This is a genomic window from Gemmatimonadota bacterium (assembly GCA_009841265.1).
In the GTDB taxonomy this organism is placed as follows: domain Bacteria; phylum JAAXHH01; class JAAXHH01; order JAAXHH01; family JAAXHH01; genus JAAXHH01.
On sequence record VXMB01000007.1, the window covers coordinates 281,014 to 295,742 of the forward strand.

At 57.8% G+C, this 14,729-nt stretch carries 17 protein-coding genes; 6 read left to right on the forward strand and 11 right to left on the reverse strand.

From position 1 onward, the window contains the following. Positions 1-7: 7 nt before the first annotated feature. Positions 8-682 carry an HAD family hydrolase gene (locus tag F4X08_02935; GenBank protein ID MYD24753.1) on the reverse strand — a complete coding sequence of 225 codons (675 nt, stop codon included), beginning with the start codon at positions 680-682 and terminating at the stop codon, positions 8-10. A 218-nt stretch (positions 683-900) separates the two neighbouring features. Between F4X08_02935 and F4X08_02940 the strand changes: the two genes are divergently transcribed. Beyond that, positions 901-1,665, forward strand: a complete 765-nt coding sequence (locus F4X08_02940) for an HAD family hydrolase (GenBank protein ID MYD24754.1) — start codon at positions 901-903, stop codon at positions 1,663-1,665. Here the strand turns inward: F4X08_02940 and F4X08_02945 are convergent. The 3 genes from F4X08_02945 to F4X08_02955 are packed head-to-tail and all read right to left on the reverse strand — an operon-like array spanning position 1,619 to position 4,633. Further along, positions 1,619-2,458 (reverse strand): phytanoyl-CoA dioxygenase family protein, encoded by an 840-nt coding sequence (locus tag F4X08_02945; protein ID MYD24755.1) that lies wholly within the window; start codon positions 2,456-2,458, stop codon positions 1,619-1,621. The two genes, F4X08_02940 and F4X08_02945, sit on opposite strands and share 47 nt — an antisense overlap. 40 nt (positions 2,459-2,498) lie before the next feature. After that, positions 2,499-3,164 carry an HAD family hydrolase gene (locus F4X08_02950; GenBank protein MYD24756.1) on the reverse strand — a complete coding sequence of 222 codons (666 nt, stop codon included), beginning with the start codon at positions 3,162-3,164 and terminating at the stop codon, positions 2,499-2,501. Next, positions 3,161-4,633: an arylsulfatase gene (locus F4X08_02955; protein ID MYD24757.1), complete on the reverse strand. Its 1,473-nt coding sequence runs from the start codon at positions 4,631-4,633 to the stop codon at positions 3,161-3,163. Before F4X08_02955 ends, F4X08_02950 begins: the two co-directional genes overlap by 4 nt. Before the next feature lie 48 nt (positions 4,634-4,681). Here F4X08_02955 and F4X08_02960 point away from each other — a divergent pair, with 48 nt between their 5' ends. The 3 genes from F4X08_02960 to F4X08_02970 are packed head-to-tail and all read left to right on the forward strand — an operon-like array spanning position 4,682 to position 6,851. Then, entirely contained in the window at positions 4,682-5,608 is a 927-nt protein-coding gene (locus F4X08_02960; GenBank protein MYD24758.1) for a hypothetical protein, read from the forward strand. 3 nt (positions 5,609-5,611) lie between these two features. Next, positions 5,612-6,337: a decarboxylase gene (locus F4X08_02965; GenBank protein MYD24759.1), complete on the forward strand. Its 726-nt coding sequence runs from the start codon at positions 5,612-5,614 to the stop codon at positions 6,335-6,337. A 28-nt stretch (positions 6,338-6,365) separates the two neighbouring features. Then, the gene (locus F4X08_02970; protein ID MYD24760.1) at positions 6,366-6,851 is read left to right on the forward strand and encodes a DUF3830 family protein; all 486 of its coding nucleotides are present in this window, start codon (positions 6,366-6,368) and stop codon (positions 6,849-6,851) included. A gap of 55 nt (positions 6,852-6,906) precedes the next feature. On the opposite strand, the gene F4X08_02975 is transcribed toward F4X08_02970, so the two are convergent. The 5 genes from F4X08_02975 to F4X08_02995 all read right to left on the reverse strand — a co-directional run bounded on the left by F4X08_02975 (position 6,907) and on the right by F4X08_02995 (position 9,286). Continuing rightward, positions 6,907-7,515, reverse strand: coding sequence for a GNAT family N-acetyltransferase (locus tag F4X08_02975; protein ID MYD24761.1), 609 nt, complete (start codon positions 7,513-7,515; stop codon positions 6,907-6,909). 27 nt (positions 7,516-7,542) lie between these two features. Continuing rightward, positions 7,543-8,349, reverse strand: a complete 807-nt coding sequence (locus F4X08_02980; GenBank protein ID MYD24762.1) for an HAD family hydrolase — start codon at positions 8,347-8,349, stop codon at positions 7,543-7,545. Then, positions 8,232-8,552 carry a HigA family addiction module antidote protein gene (locus F4X08_02985; GenBank protein ID MYD24763.1) on the reverse strand — a complete coding sequence of 107 codons (321 nt, stop codon included), beginning with the start codon at positions 8,550-8,552 and terminating at the stop codon, positions 8,232-8,234. Before F4X08_02985 ends, F4X08_02980 begins: the two co-directional genes overlap by 118 nt. Before the next feature lie 11 nt (positions 8,553-8,563). Continuing rightward, entirely contained in the window at positions 8,564-8,845 is a 282-nt protein-coding gene (locus tag F4X08_02990) for a type II toxin-antitoxin system RelE/ParE family toxin (GenBank protein MYD24764.1), read from the reverse strand. Between the two features lie 174 nt (positions 8,846-9,019). Next, positions 9,020-9,286, reverse strand: coding sequence for a HigA family addiction module antidote protein (locus tag F4X08_02995; protein ID MYD24765.1), 267 nt, complete (start codon positions 9,284-9,286; stop codon positions 9,020-9,022). An 88-nt stretch (positions 9,287-9,374) separates the two neighbouring features. On the opposite strand from F4X08_02995, the gene F4X08_03000 reads away from it, so the two are divergent. Continuing rightward, positions 9,375-10,289: an aminoglycoside phosphotransferase family protein gene (locus tag F4X08_03000; protein ID MYD24766.1), complete on the forward strand. Its 915-nt coding sequence runs from the start codon at positions 9,375-9,377 to the stop codon at positions 10,287-10,289. Between the two features lie 42 nt (positions 10,290-10,331). Next, complete coding sequence (locus tag F4X08_03005) at positions 10,332-11,348, forward strand: phosphotransferase (GenBank protein MYD24767.1); 1,017 nt, start codon at positions 10,332-10,334, stop codon at positions 11,346-11,348. 7 nt (positions 11,349-11,355) lie between these two features. Here the strand turns inward: F4X08_03005 and F4X08_03010 are convergent, their stop codons facing one another. Together F4X08_03010 and F4X08_03015 are read right to left on the reverse strand one after the other, a co-directional pair. Next, positions 11,356-13,758: an FtsX-like permease family protein gene (locus F4X08_03010; protein ID MYD24768.1), complete on the reverse strand. Its 2,403-nt coding sequence runs from the start codon at positions 13,756-13,758 to the stop codon at positions 11,356-11,358. 270 nt (positions 13,759-14,028) lie between these two features. Further along, positions 14,029-14,706, reverse strand: a complete 678-nt coding sequence (locus tag F4X08_03015) for a GrpB family protein (GenBank protein ID MYD24769.1) — start codon at positions 14,704-14,706, stop codon at positions 14,029-14,031. Between the last annotated feature and the right edge of the window lie 23 nt (positions 14,707-14,729).

Below are 14,729 nucleotides of genomic sequence, written 5' to 3' on the forward strand. Positions count from 1 at the left end.
CGGGGCGTCAACCAAACCACGAGCGCAGTGCGGTAGACACTTCACGCACATCGGCCACTGTCGCATCGGGAATATCATCCGGTGTGCGAGGTTCCATGATACTGTAACGCCCCCACCGAATCCAGATGGTCTTCATGCCGATTCGCTTGGCCGGTATGATGTCGTTATCGAGCCGATCGCCGATCATGACCGATTCAGACGCTTGCGTGTCCGCATTTGCGAGAATGGTCTCAAAGAACCGTTGATCCGGCTTCATGATTCCAATACTCCCGGATATGTCGGTATGTGTGAACCAGCGCAATACACCGAATACATCCAGTGATTTCAGTACCGACGCAGGCGCATTTCCAGCAAGGCCAAGGGTGAAATCATTTGCCAACATCTCAAGCAGTCGATCCACACCGGGATAGAGTCGGCTTTCGATCTGCCTGATTTCATCATATTGCGAACGAATCTTGCGAGTTATGTCGTCATACAGACCTTTATCCGGATTCGCAAAATGCCACGTAATCGCATGCATTGCACTAGGCACGAATGACCTGGTCATCGCATCATCCAGCTGCCGGTATTCGTCCTGCGATATGGGAAAGCCAAAGTCCTCCAGGACGTTTCGGTGTACATCCATCAACGCGTCCATCTGTGATCCGGCGTCCAGAATGGTTTCACCGATGTCGAAGAACAACGTTGTAATCAACGGTAGACTTTCTCAGAATGGATCGCGCGTTTACATTGGGCCATGATACAAGTGATTGGCACGTTGGAGAGAAGCTTGCCCACAGGCTGGCGGTTCAGACCTTACTATATCCAAAACTACGCGATTACCGGATGATGTTCAAGGAAAGGGACGCGGAAAGAACCAAGAGGTGATTGCTGAATAAAAAGAGGTGTACGCCGGAACGCATGGAGAGAGCGATTGTATTTGATTTCGACCTGACGTTAGCAGATTCGACAAAAGGCGTGATAGAGTGTGTCAATTTCGCGCTGGATGGAATGGATCTGCCCCGGGCTGATGATGAGCGGATCAGGCATACCATCGGTTTGTCACTGAAGGCTACTTTTCAAAGCCTGACAGGACAAAAGCGGAATGAGGACGCCGACGTGTTCGTTAGCCGCTACGTCGAACGAGCTGACCAGATTATGGCCGATCTGACGGTGGTATATGACGGTGTTCAGGACACGACTGCTCAATTGATCGAAAACGGTTTCGAATTGGGGATCGTGTCGACCAAGTTCCGGTACAGAATAGAAGATATCCTCGAGAGAGAAGGGCTTTCAGATCGCTTCAGCATCATCGTAGGTGGAGAAGATGTAACGGAACACAAGCCGCATCCCGAAGGATTGCTAACTGCTGTGTCCAGCCTGCGTATGAAAACCGGCAATGTGTACTACGTAGGAGACAGCATGGTGGATGCGTTAACGGCCGAACGGGCCGGAGTACCCTTTATCGCCGTACTGACGGGTACTACGTGTGAAAGCGATTTTAATAAACTCCCCAACATTGCGATTCTCGACGACGTTTCAGCCTTGCCCCGTCTGTTCGATGCCCTGTGTAGTACCTCGTCTCGAAAGCGTCGAGCATCCGTATGTCCATTACAAGCAGTTACACCTTTTCGTCCGGCTATTCCGCCCTCCACTCCCCGTCGAAACCCGTGTAACCGTCGGTGAAGTGCTTGAGGCGATCGGGTAGCCGTTCGGCGAGGGCGGCGACGGAAGCGGGAAGGGGCCACGGCGCGTAGATGCGCCACGCTTTCGGGCGGAAACCGATGCCGCAGGAGTAGCGCCGCTCGCGGGTGGCCATATTGGCATGCCAGGTGAGCGAGGCGAAGCAGATCAGGTCGCCCGGGTCGGCGAGGACCGGGACGCAGCCGGGCACGGACATGGGGTCGTAGGGCGTGTCGGGCGTACCGCCCTCGGGGTACAGGCCGCTTCGTTCCGGTCCCATGACGAACCCGTCGGGGCCGTCCCACTCGAGATAGTGGGACTTTTCGATAACCGCGATACCGCTGCGATCCGGATGGCTCCCGTTGAGATAGAACCATGCACCGCTGGGGATGGGATAGCGGTTGAGGACGTCATTGGCCCGCTGCGGATTTTCGATATGTCCCCGGTGATCCTGGTGCCAGCGGCCCATGCCCTCGCCCGGCGTGCGCAGGATGGCCGCGGAACGATGCAGGCAGAGGTCGGCCGTGCCGTGGACGGTCCGAATGAACTGCATGTAGGCCGGGTTGTCCACCAGATCCCAGACGGGCTCGCTGTCCTCGGCGAAGGACATGTGGTACCGGTTGGAAGCCGGGGCCAGGTCGCCCTCCGGATCCAGGTGCCGGTCGATGGATTCCTTCAACGCTGCGACCATGTCCCGGTCGATCAGCTGTTGGATGACGCAGAACCCGTGTTCATCCAGGCAGGCCAGGGCCGCCTCCACGTCATCACGATGGAAATGATAGTTGTAATCGGGCATTTTCCGTTCCAGTTACGACGCTGTGACGATCTCCGCCAGGTCACCTTCCGGCCTCCTGCAGCAGCCGCTCTACCTCACCGGGGTGGTCCAAACCGGTGTACGGGCCGATCTCCGCAGCGGCCTGCTCGAAAGCCAGCGTTTCCGATTCGGATTTCGACCAAAGGGCCGCGAAGAATGAGACTCCCGCGGCCGTCGCGGCTTGCAGGTCATCGACGGAATCGCCGACGTAGACGGTATCGGAAGGTGAAGCGCTCAGGTTGCTTATCGCCTTCACGAGACCTTCGCTATCCGGTTTGGGTGCGGATACATCGTCATCGAAGACCAGTGTATCGAATGCGCCCAACCGGGTGTGTTCGCGTGTGATCTCCCAGGCGCCCCGGCTCTTGCCTGAAACGATCCCCAATTTGATGCCTTGGCTTCGCAACGATTTCAGCAGTCCTTCAACGCCGGGATAAACGCCATCGAAGTACCTGGCGTGCAGTCCGCGGTAGTTTTCCAGGAATCGCTGGTGGGCGCCTTCAACCTCATCCGGAGGATAGAAATGGGCCATAAGGCGCGGTTCGGAATTCAGGCGGAGCGCCAGTACTTCCTCCAGGGACAACAGGTCGTGTCCGGTCGCCTGCAGCGTCTGGACGACCGCCCGAATATACAGATTCAACGTGTCTATCAGCGTACCATCCAGATCGAAGAGGACACATCGGGTCATTTCGCGGGAGAGGGCCTTTCCGCGATGTCTTCCGACTTCACCCTTTGCAGCAACTGCGACAACTCCCGGACGAGATCGGGATGGTCGCCGTACCGGTTTACCCGTTCCGAAATGTCCTTATCGAGATCGAAGAGTTCGCCGGGGAAGTCGTGGGCGGTATAGCCCCGCTCCTCCTTGAACCAGTCGGGTTCGCGGTTGTCGTCTCCGTCCGGGGCATCGATGAAGACCCAGTTGCCTCTGCGGATGGCGAAGGTTCCGTGGCAGCTGTGGTGAATGGCGAAATCCCGCACCGGATCACTGGTCTCCCCCTGCAACAGCGGAAGCATGCTCACGCTGTCCTCGCCTTCGTCCTCCCCGAGATCGACGTCGGTCAGGTCGGCACAGGTCGCCATGAAGTCGCCCAGGGTGGTGAGCTGGTCGCAGACCGCGCCGGCGGGTACAACACCCGGCCACCGGGCAAGGAAGGGGACCCGATGTCCGCCTTCCCAGACGTCGCGCTTGACGCCGCGTAGGTCCCCCATGCTGTAATGACCGTGGCGGCGCGCGTGTTCGTAGCTCCCGCCGTCCGCGGCCGAGGCGCATTCCGGTCCGTTGTCGCTGGTGAAGATCAGCAGCGTGTCGTCGGCGATTCCGCGGCGCTCCAGGGCAGCCATGATCTGGCCCACCACCCAGTCCACCTCGCAGACGAAGTCGCCGTAAAGCCCCGAGCCGCTCCGTCCAATGAACGGCGCGTTGGGCACGATGGGCGTGTGGGGCGACGTGAGCGGGAAGTAGAGGAAGAACGGATCGGGTCCGGAAGATTCGATGTAATTGACCGCGCGGCGTATGAAAGCGGGGATCATCTCCTCGAGCGACCAGCCCGGTTTCATGATGCCGGGCCATCCGAACATCTCGTCGGGCTTAGGTACCGTCGGCTCCCCGGCGAGCCGGTCCTGCTCGAACCAGGTGTAGGGCGGGAAATTCGGCACATCCACGCCGAAGTACGTGTCGAATCCACAGTCAACCGGTCCCCCGCGCATGGGCGCGTTGAAATCGACCTGCCGTTCCCGCTCCTCCCGCAGTTCCCGGTCCAGCCTGCCCACCGCGGTACCCTCGTGCGCGGGCTTCCCGTCCAGTGTGGCCCATTCCCAACCGAGGTGCCATTTCCCGATGCACGCGGTGCGGTAGCCCTGCTCGCGAAGCAATTCCGCCGCGGTGAGGCGGCCGGGCTCGATCAGGGGCGGATCGTAGGGCCATAGGACGCTGTTCTGCAGGGGCGTGCGCCAGCAGTAGCGGCCGGTCAGCAGGGCATACCGGCTCGGTGTGCACACGCTCGAAGGAGCATGGGCGTCGGTGAAGCGCATGCCTCCCTCGGCGAGCAGGTCCAGGTGGGGCGTCGGGATCTTCGAATCGGGGTTGTTGCACCCCATGTCGCCGTATCCCATGTCGTCGGCGAGGATGTAGATGATATTGGGCGTGGAATTGGGCATAGTTACGTTCTGGCGGTTAACCTGTTGGTCTCGAGACCGCCGACTGAAATGGCAGTAGCGGACACGGGTGTAAACGTTGACGGGGACACTGACGAAGATGTTGGTGGATTCATCCTGTACCTAATATGCCAATCGTTTAAGTTAATGACAAGTTGCATGGTCGCGGACCTTGTCGCTGGAGATCCGGAAATGAGACTCAAACACGAAGACGGCTGGAATATCCCGGCTGGGAGCCCCTTTTATCCCCCGCTTCCCGCAGTTTATCGAAACGTGCGGTTCCAGTTCGTCTTCTTTCACGCCGCGCCTCCCGCCGTACAGGGCTTTCTCCCGGAACCCTTGCAGGCGGCGAAGGACGGGTTGTGCGTGGCTTCCGGGTTGGAGGTGCCGGATTGTGAGCTCTACGGCCCCTTCGAAGAGTCCTTTATCGTGATGAAGTGCCATTTCCGGGATCAAACCGGGTTCTACTGCTCCCACGTCTTCCACAACGGTCCCGCCGGCATTGCTGCGGGCCGGGAGATCTACGGGACGCCGAAGGTGTACGCGGATTTAAAGGTGACCCATGCGGACCGGTCCATGATGACGGAGACTTCCTATGGCGGGGTGCCGGTATTGACTATCGCCTCGAGCGTGGAAGCCGACGCTCCCCAGGATACCGGTGCCAGCCACGACGCACCCCACGACGCGTCCCAAGACACGATGCCCGCCCTTACTCCGGCTTGGCGCTTGAAGATCATACCCCGAGCGGACGGCCCGGGACCTGCCCTCAAACAACTGATCGACTGCACCGAAACGACCCGGGACGTGGAAGTGCACGCTTTCGCGCAGGGGAAGGGCACAATCGTACTCGGCGCTTCACTGCGGTGTGACCTCACCCCGCTCGCGCCGCTCGAATACGGAGATGCCTTCCACATGGAGAGCAGCTATTCCGAGGGATATGCGCGGGTTGTTTACGACTATCTGAGCGAGAAACCGTAACCGATGGGTGACACACTGAAGGTCGGGATACTATACCCTCTTCATTCCGCGGAGGACGACTACCCTAGCCTGGCCGCGTCGCTGAAGCCCGCGGTGGATGTCCGGGTGGTCCATACTGACAGTCCAAACCTGCACCGTATCGACGAGACGCTGATCACCGGCAGCCGGGAATACCTGCTCGCCGGAGTGGAGGAGCTAATTCCTCAAGACGTCGACGTTTGTATGTGGGCGTGCGCGAGCGGGAGTTTCGTCTTTGGGGTGGAAGGCGCGCGTCGCCAGGCGCAGGACCTGGCCGATGCGCTCGGTGTTCCAGCATCGAGTACGTCGCTGGCGTTCCTCAGTGCCTGCAATGCCCTCGGGCTAAGACGGGTTGCGATTGCGGCGACCTACCCGGAAGAACTGTCGAAAGCCTTTCGTACTTTTCTCGATTCGGATGGCATCGAAGTGGTCCACATGGGGTATCTCGGGGTCTGGACGGGGGATGAGTCCGCGCTCATTGAACGCGATGAGGTGTTGCGCTTTGCACGGGCCAACGATCATCCCGATGCGGAGGCGGTCCTGATTCCGGACACCGCGCTGTACACCGCGGCTTTCCTTCCCGAACTCGAGACGGCGGTGGGCAAAACGGTGCTGACGGCGAACCAGGTGACGATGTGGGAGGCCCTGCGCCTCGCGAACCGTCTGAAGCCGCAGTCTGGACTGGGACGGTTGATGGAAGTCATCGCATGACGTTTGACAGGTACCTAAGGAGATCGGCATGGATCGTTTTATTGAAGTGACCTTGAAGAAACGCGGTGTGAGCTGCATCGCGCGGTTGCTGGATGACCTTGCGCCGAAGACGTGCGAGGCGGTGTGGAACGCATTGCCGCAGGAGAATGATGCCTATCACGCCAAGTACGCGAGCAACGAAGTCTATACCCTCGTCCCATCCTTCGCGCCAAGCGAGATTGGTATGGAGAATCCCACCGTTACGCCGATCACCGGCGATCTGCTTTACTTCTTCTTCCCCCCCGGCGCCGTCAATGTGCCATCGTTGCGCGAGGCCGCGTTCAGTACGGGTCTGGTCGATCTTGCAATCTTCTACGGACGGGACAATCTGATCCTGTCGCCCAACATGGGCCTGGTCCCCGGTAATCGCTTTGGCGAGGTTACGGAGAATCTCGAGGAGATGGTGGAGGCGTGCACGAGCGTCTGGCGCGAGGGATTCGCCGGAGAGCGACTGGCGTTCAGCCGGGTGGAGTAGATCGGATCACTTCACCCATTGTGTCGCTCTTAAAGGTTCTTTCGTTGAGCCTGCCTTATGGATTCTGATCGGGATGAATCGGGCGTTGCCGGACGTATTCCGATCGCGTGATCTCGAAATCCAGCTTTCTGTCCGACGATTCGCCTGCGATTCTCAGTCCGCAGGCCCGCCATAGCGCGACGGAACGGGCGTTGTCCACGGAAACATCTAAGGGACGAAGCCGGTCGATTCCCAGCTCTTCAAACGCGTACTCCATCAAACAGCATACTACTTCCCGGCCATATCCTCGGCCCCACAAGGACTTGTCCCAAATCCCGATCGGCATGCGCATCACCTTCTCGCCCGGAATCTTTGCGCGGTCCAGATTCATCCACTGAAGACACACCTCGCCGATCGTCCGGCCGCTCGCCCTTTCCACGATCGCAAAAAGAAACCCTTGCTCTGCCATGATCCTGCCCACCCGCGTGAGCGAATCCGCCGTCGGAGGATCGGCCGGCGGTTCTCCTTCCATGGCGTTCAGGAATTCGGGATCCCGGTAGTAGGCCTCCGCGATCTCGAAATCTGCCTCCCGGAAAGGACGAAGTTGCAGGCGCGCGGTTTGCAGATGGACCTGGTGCCCGGCAAAGTGATCTGGCATGTCCGAATGATGTTCCTTGACCTTCATTTCACGTGAATACGTTTCGAATCAGGCTCAATCCAGACTTAACAGGGCAGGAAGTTCGGTCAATGTAGCGATTTGATAATCAGGTTCTATTCCCGTATCATTGAATGCGCCATTGCGATTCAACCACACCGCATGTACACCGACCGCCTGTGCGCCTTTGACGTCCGTTTCCAGCGAATCTCCCACGTGTAGCAGTTGGTCCAGGCTACAACCTGCTCGTTCCACCGCGATCTGATAGGTCCTCGGATCCGGCTTTTCGATGCCGATATCCTGTGCGTAGACGGCGAAGTCGAAACGGTCAGCGAGCCCGAAGTACTCCGGATAGTTGTTGCCGTTCGACAGCAGACCAAGTTTGTAATGCCGGTCGAGGGCATCGAGCATGGGTACTACATCCTCGTAAGGTCTGATGTCGTTGTACCGGTGTTCCAGATATGCTTCGTTGAGACGCACCGAAAGATCGGGTCCCGTGTATCCCACGTGATCAAGCATCCTGTGGAAGGACCTCCGCCGTATCTCGTCGAAGTCTCTTACCTTTCCCACGTAATCTTTCTCTTCCCGGTCACGAATAGACCACATCTGCTCAACCGTCAGGCTCTGGGATCGCTTGCCCGGTACGCGCTTTATCAGTTCATCGCGAGCGGACTCCATGGACCGCATGATGACCCGGTCCGTGTCGATAAGGGTCTGGTCCACGTCGAAGGAAATTGTGGTGATGTTCAAGAAGATGCCGCCCGTGTTACCAATGGATGCGGTCGGACCTCTGTCTCCAGGCGATCTGCAAGTTCGTCTTCGGCAACGTCGAGCGCATAGTCCATCTGAATACCCATCCAGAATTGTGGTGACATGCCGAAATAGCGCGCCAACCTGAGCGCGGTATCGGCTGTAATACCTCGCTTCCCCAGGACGATTTCGTTGATGCGACGTGCGGGTACGCCCATGGAAAGTGCGAGCCGGTTCTGACTCAAATTCATCGGCTTGAGAAATTCTTCCATCAGAATCTCACCTGGGTGTACAGGAGCCAGTTTTTCATTGCGCATGGCAGAATCTCCTAATGATAGTCCACGATTTCAACATTGTAGGCATCGCCGTTTCTCCACGTGAAGCATATACGCCACTTTGCGTTTATCCTTATGCTGTACTGGCCAGCGCGATCTCCGCGTAGTTTCTCGAGGTGATTTGCCGGTGGTACCCGAAGATCATCAAGTATGGTCGATCGGTTTAGCATGCGAAGTTTGCGAACGGCTATCCGCTGTATATCGTGTGGCAACTTCCGGGATCGGAAGCGACTGAACACCAATTGAGTTTCACGATCGCCAAACGACCGAATCATATTATTATAACGTTTTACGTTAAACGGCAAGGGTTATATCTGATGCACTCCACAATTTCACTAAATCAGAGAAAGCGTTTTGTATGATGCGATTTGCCCAGCTGTTGGCATAACACTGGAATCAATCCCACTACACCGATAGTTTGGCAGATGTTCCGGCAAACTTACCCGTAATCAATCGGTCGATTCCAGTCGTTTCTTCACGAGATCATGTTTCCGTTGGAGATTCAGCCAGAACCCCGGAGTCATATCTAGCGCTTGAGACAGCTGCCACGCAGTCTCGGGAGTAACTCCTCTTTTACCCTGAACGATCTCATTTAGCAGTTGAAGTGGCATGCCGATATGGTCGGCGAACGCCGCCTGAGTCATGCCCAGTGGTTTTATGAATTCTTCGAGAAGCATCTCACCTGGATGAGTGGGGATTCGATTATCTGGTAACATTGTTCCTCCTTTGGATTATCATTTGTTATCGTATTAGTAGTTAGAGGTTTGGATGATCTAGAAACAAAACTTTGCACGACTGATTCCGATGACCTATTCAAAGCTTGTCAAAGACGACAAAGCATTAGCCGAACACATTCGTCGCACCTTTGACCTCGGCAGCTCCGCGTTTCCACTTCACAGGATAGGTAAGGGATTCAAAAGCGTCGTCCTGGGAAGCCCCGCCGGTCTGGTCTTTCGGGTGGCGCTAAACAAGAAGGCTCAGACCGGACATAAAAGAGAGTGTTACGTCCTACCAAGGCTCAAATCACTTCTACCTGTTGACGTGCCGAATATCCTGAGTTATTGCGAGGAATCGGACGACTTCCCTTTCGGGGCCATGATGCAGAATAAAATCGAGGGACCGGCCCTGGGTTCGGTACTCAAGCGATCGCCGCGGGTTAAGCCAATCGCGGGTTTAATGGGCGAGTTGGTTCTTGCCATACAGACGATCAGGCAGGACGACCTGCCGGAACTGCCGACATCCTCGGCTCCCCAACCGGAAGAAACATGGTCGTACGCGCTCTCCTACCTTAAAGCGAACCTTTCGCCACGCGAACTGCGCAACGCACAGAACTGGTGGGAACAATACAGCGAGGACTGGGAGCAGGGTTGTCCGGTCCAACGGTTTTCTCACGGTGACCTGTGGCATGAGCATGTCTTGTTTCATGCGACCGATGAACCACGGGTCGCAGGGGTTCTTGACTGGGAATACGCGGGATTTGGTGATCCAATCTTTGATTTCGTGCCGCAAATGCGCCTGTGCCGCGAATATGTGACCTGCATGCTTGAGGCATATCAGGAGAATGGAGGCGAATTCGGACCTGGCGCCCTCTCTCGCATTGAACTGTACCTCCATTACAGGGAACTCGGTGGACTGTGCTATTGCCTGGAGACCGGTAATGAGCGTGAAGCTCAGTTTTGTTTAGAGAAATTCAGAACCGTTCTGGGTCCGCTTGAATAGATTGGCAGGTAGATTGCCGCATCCTTCTGACAACCAACCCTCTTGGCTAGAAAAGGCAGATCGATCATTCAGTACACTGTTGTGACCACCCCGGATGTTGAAAACCTGCTCGTCAGCCTCGGACTGGATCACGGTCGAATCCATCCCATCAAGGGAGGCTGGTCTTACTGGACTTTTGAAATCGAATACAGGTGCCGCGATGAGCACACCGAGTCCTCGAACCCAGGCTGGATCTTTCGTTTTCCCCGAAACAGTGTCGTCGCCAAAAACCTGAGAAAGGAGCAGGCGGTACTGCCCGTTGTCGCTCCACAGGTCGAGTTCGCCGTACCGTGTTTCGAGTATGTGGGAACCTGGCGCGGACAGCCCTATGCGGGGTATCGGCGGATTCCGGGTCGTCCTCTGTCCAGCCGTCCATATACCCACACCAAACTGGCCGGTGAGGTGGCCGAATCCATAGCGGCCGCGCTGTCCTCACTTCACGACATCCCCGCCTCGCTGGTCTCCGAGGCCTGTGGCATGGATCCCACTGTCGAGGCGTGGCGGCAGCGCTACGACGAACTGAGGGAAACTGTCCGTATCAGTATATCGCCCTTACTGGACTCACGTATGCGTGAAGCCGTCGAACGCGGTTTCAACCGGTTTCTCGACGAGGAACTCACGACGCTTGATGACGTCGCCCTGGTGCACTGCGACCTGGGTTGCGAGCATATCCTGATCGAAGAGGACGGGGTGGCCGGGCTGATTGACTTCGAAGACGCGACCATCGGCGATCCGGCGATCGATTTCGTCGGTATTTATGTTACTTACGGCATGGAGGCCGTTGAAAGGATACGGGACGGTTATCAGCGCGAGTCAGACGTCCAGGGCGCATCCGTCGTCCAGCACACGTCATGCATCCATCGCGCACTGGACGTCAACTTCGTGAACAGGCTCCGGTTCTACACCTGGATGGCTTCCTGTCACGAGGTCATCTACGGTTTGGAGGAAGGAAGAGCGGATCTGGTGGAGGAAGGTATTGCGGGCTTGCAGGCCCGACTCGGCCACGCCGGATTGCTTTGAAGCCGCCCTACTCATACCGTAGCGTGTCCACCGGGTTCGCCCGGGCTACGCCGATGACACGGAAACTCACCGTCACCAGGGCGATGGCCAGGACGACCGCGCCGGCGGCGAAGAACGCGGCGGGACCGACGTCCGCCCGATAGGAGAACAGCTGAAGCCATTGCCGCATGGCGATGTAGGCGATGGGCGCGGCCAGTACCGTAGCGATCAGGACCAGGTAGAAGAATTCCCTCAGGAGCAGACCCGTCGTCTGGACGACCGTGGCACCGAGGATTCTCCGCATGCCCACTTCCCTCGTACGCCGCGCCGACATGAATGAGGCCAGGCCGAACAGCCCGGCACAGGCCATAAAGACCGCGACAGACGAGAAAACGCCGAAGACCTCGCGGAGTGTCGCCTCGGCCGCGTAAAGCCGGCCGTAATCCTCATCGAGAAACGAATACACCATGGGGATATCCGGCATCTGTTGCTTCCAGGTTTCCTGGATCCACGAGACCGTACCGGTCACGTCATCGGATTGGATGCGGATCGCGTAGAAGGGCAGGTTTTCCCTGGGCCAGTGCCTGATGATCATCGGTTCGATGCGATGGTGAAGCGACCGCATGTGGAAATCCGCGATCACGCCGATGATCCGCCGATCGTGCGCCCAGGGATGGCCAATGTGGATCAGGACCTCCTGATCGACGGCCTCTTCGGGCGCGTTCCATCCCAACTGCCGCATGGCGGTTTCGTTGATCATCACGGCTTCCTCCCGGTCCGCCAGGCGCGAACTCGACAGGCTCCGGCCGGCCAGCAACTCCATCCCGAATACCTCGACGAAATCATCGGTGATCGCCCAGTCGAGCAGGTTCTGCGCTTCCGCCTGCGGCCGGTCGGTCCGCCGCGTTCCCGTTGTGGCGAGCAGGCCCTTGCGTCCCGTGCGGCCGGGCAGCATCAGGGTGGTACCAACGCTTTCGATCTGGGGGTATTGCTCGAGCGTTTCCCTGAAAACCGGATACTGATCCACGAAGGTCGGGAAACTGGACGGTCCCACAAGCACCCGTTCCGGCTGCAGGCCCAGCCGTTTGCCCTGAATGTAATCCAACTGTGCGGTGAACACCCAGGTGCTCCCGAGCAGCAGGATCACCATCATGCACTGACCCATGACCAGCAGCCTGCGTACCAGGTGGCGGGTTGCGCCGGTCCCGGTCCGGCCCTTCAGGTGTTGTGCCGGCGTGAAGGCCGCTGTGAAAAACGTGGGGTAGCTGCCGGAGATGAACCCCACCAGGAGGGTCACCGCGGCGATGCCCGTCCAGAACTGCCAGGATCGGAAGATGTCGAGCGCGATGGCCTTCCCCGTGAGGTCCTGGAAGAAGGGCAGACTGAGCGCGACGAGTATCAGCGCGGTCACGATGGCGATGCATGTGATACCGAAGGACTCGCCCATGAACTGGCGGACCAGCTGTCCCCGGTTCGCACCGAAGGCCTTCCGAAGCGCGACCTCGCGGTTACGCGTGAGCGAACGGGCGGTGGCCATGTTCATGAAGTTGAAACAGGCAAGCAGGACGATGACGACGGCCAGGGCGCCGAGCAGCAGCAGGTACGTGCCGTTGCCGTTCTCTCCGGCCTCGTTCTCGAGTCTGGAGTAAAGGTAGATGTCGGTCAGCGGTTGCAACCGGGGGTTCATCGTGATGTTTTCCGCTTCCCATCGCGCGCCGAACCGGTCTTCGAGCACGTCCGGCAGTTTCTGCGCGAAGGCGATGGGATCCGCATCCGGCGACAGCAGCAGGTAGGTATAGAAGGAAGGCCAATCCCACTGCTCCAGGTAATCATTTCCCAGGATACCAAGCGACCCCTCGATCCCAAGGAAGAAGTCCGCCTGGAAATGGGAATGCCCGGGCAGGTCCCGCATCACCCCGGTGACGGTGAAAGGATACGTATCCAGCGTAATGGTCTCACCGAGCGGATCCGCGTTCCCGAAGTACTTGCGCGCCATGGACTCGGTGATGACGACCGATCCCGGATCCTGTAGCGCCTGCTTGGGATTGACCCGCACCAGTGGGAAGGAAAAAACATCGAAGACTTCGGGATCCGCCCAGAACACGCGGTCTTCGAAGTACGATTGGTCTTCATACCGTATGATCCACCCGCCAAAGGGTGGGCTGAGTCGGGCGAATGACTGAACTTCCGGTAGGAGTTCATGTATGGCCGGCCCGAGGGCGGGGGTCGTTTTCGCGTTGGTCCCGTTCACGACGCGGTAGATCTGATCCGCGTTCGCATGGTACCGGTCGTAGGCCCGTTCGTCTTGTATATACAGACCGATGAGGACCGCGCAGGCCATGCCGACGGCCAGATTCAGGATATTGAGCGCGGCATAAGGTTTATGCCTGAGCAGATGCCTGGCACAGATTGTGAAGTAGTGTTTCAACAAGGCGAGACTCCGTTACCGGGCATGCAGCATCTCCATGAATGCCTGGCGGTTCGAAAAGTCTTCAGAATGCCTGTGTCGGTTACATGTCTGTATGTATTCCACGTTTTGCGGATGCACACATCTCCCAGAACGTCTCGTACCGCGGCGACGTACAAGTCGTCTTCGAAACCGGCACTTTCGACCAGGGTCCCATCGATGTCGAATATGACGGCGATCATTGTAGTCGTACCCATGATGTTCGTATGATGCCGCGTCCGCGTGAAATGTCTATCAACTCCGCGTAGCGCGCGCCTTTTGCAACACCTCTTCGATAAACTCCGTCTTGGCGGCCTGATATGCCACGCGGTCACCAGCCAGACGATCCAACAGGGCGGACTTCAAGCGGGCATATTCATCCGCAACGCGCTGATCGGATCTCAGGTAATCCCGAAACAGGATCAGCTTCGCCCACTCGTCGCTGGTTTCTTCGACCATGTGAATATGGTGTGTACAAGGCTCGCCCTTCGTGAAATAGTGTCGGCGGGGTATGCCATTCTCGCCCTTGAACGTATATCCCAGCGCGGCGAGCGGCGCGATGCACACACTGGCCTTCTCGAAGTTCCCTGTCGCAATCGCGATATCGAGGATCGGCTTGGCAGGCATACCGACGATCGCGGTGCTGCCTACGTGCTGGATCTCGACGATATGATCCCCGATTGCTGATTCGATGGTCTCCTGCTCGGATTCGTAAAGCACCGGCCATTCGTCGCGGTAGGTAGAGATGCGCAGTTCGCCGCTGTTCAGTCCGAGGGGAAGCGTTGGGTCTTGGGAGTCGGGTCGGTGGTTATGCAAGGATTGGTTCTGGTTTAAGATCGGTCCTAGTTTCAATAGTAATGGACATTCCCGGCGTGTCGTGCTATTTTCAGGCGGTTTTGAAATCGACAGATCGTAGAAGGTAACACAGGGAATCGATCCCTACAAGAGTCACGAGG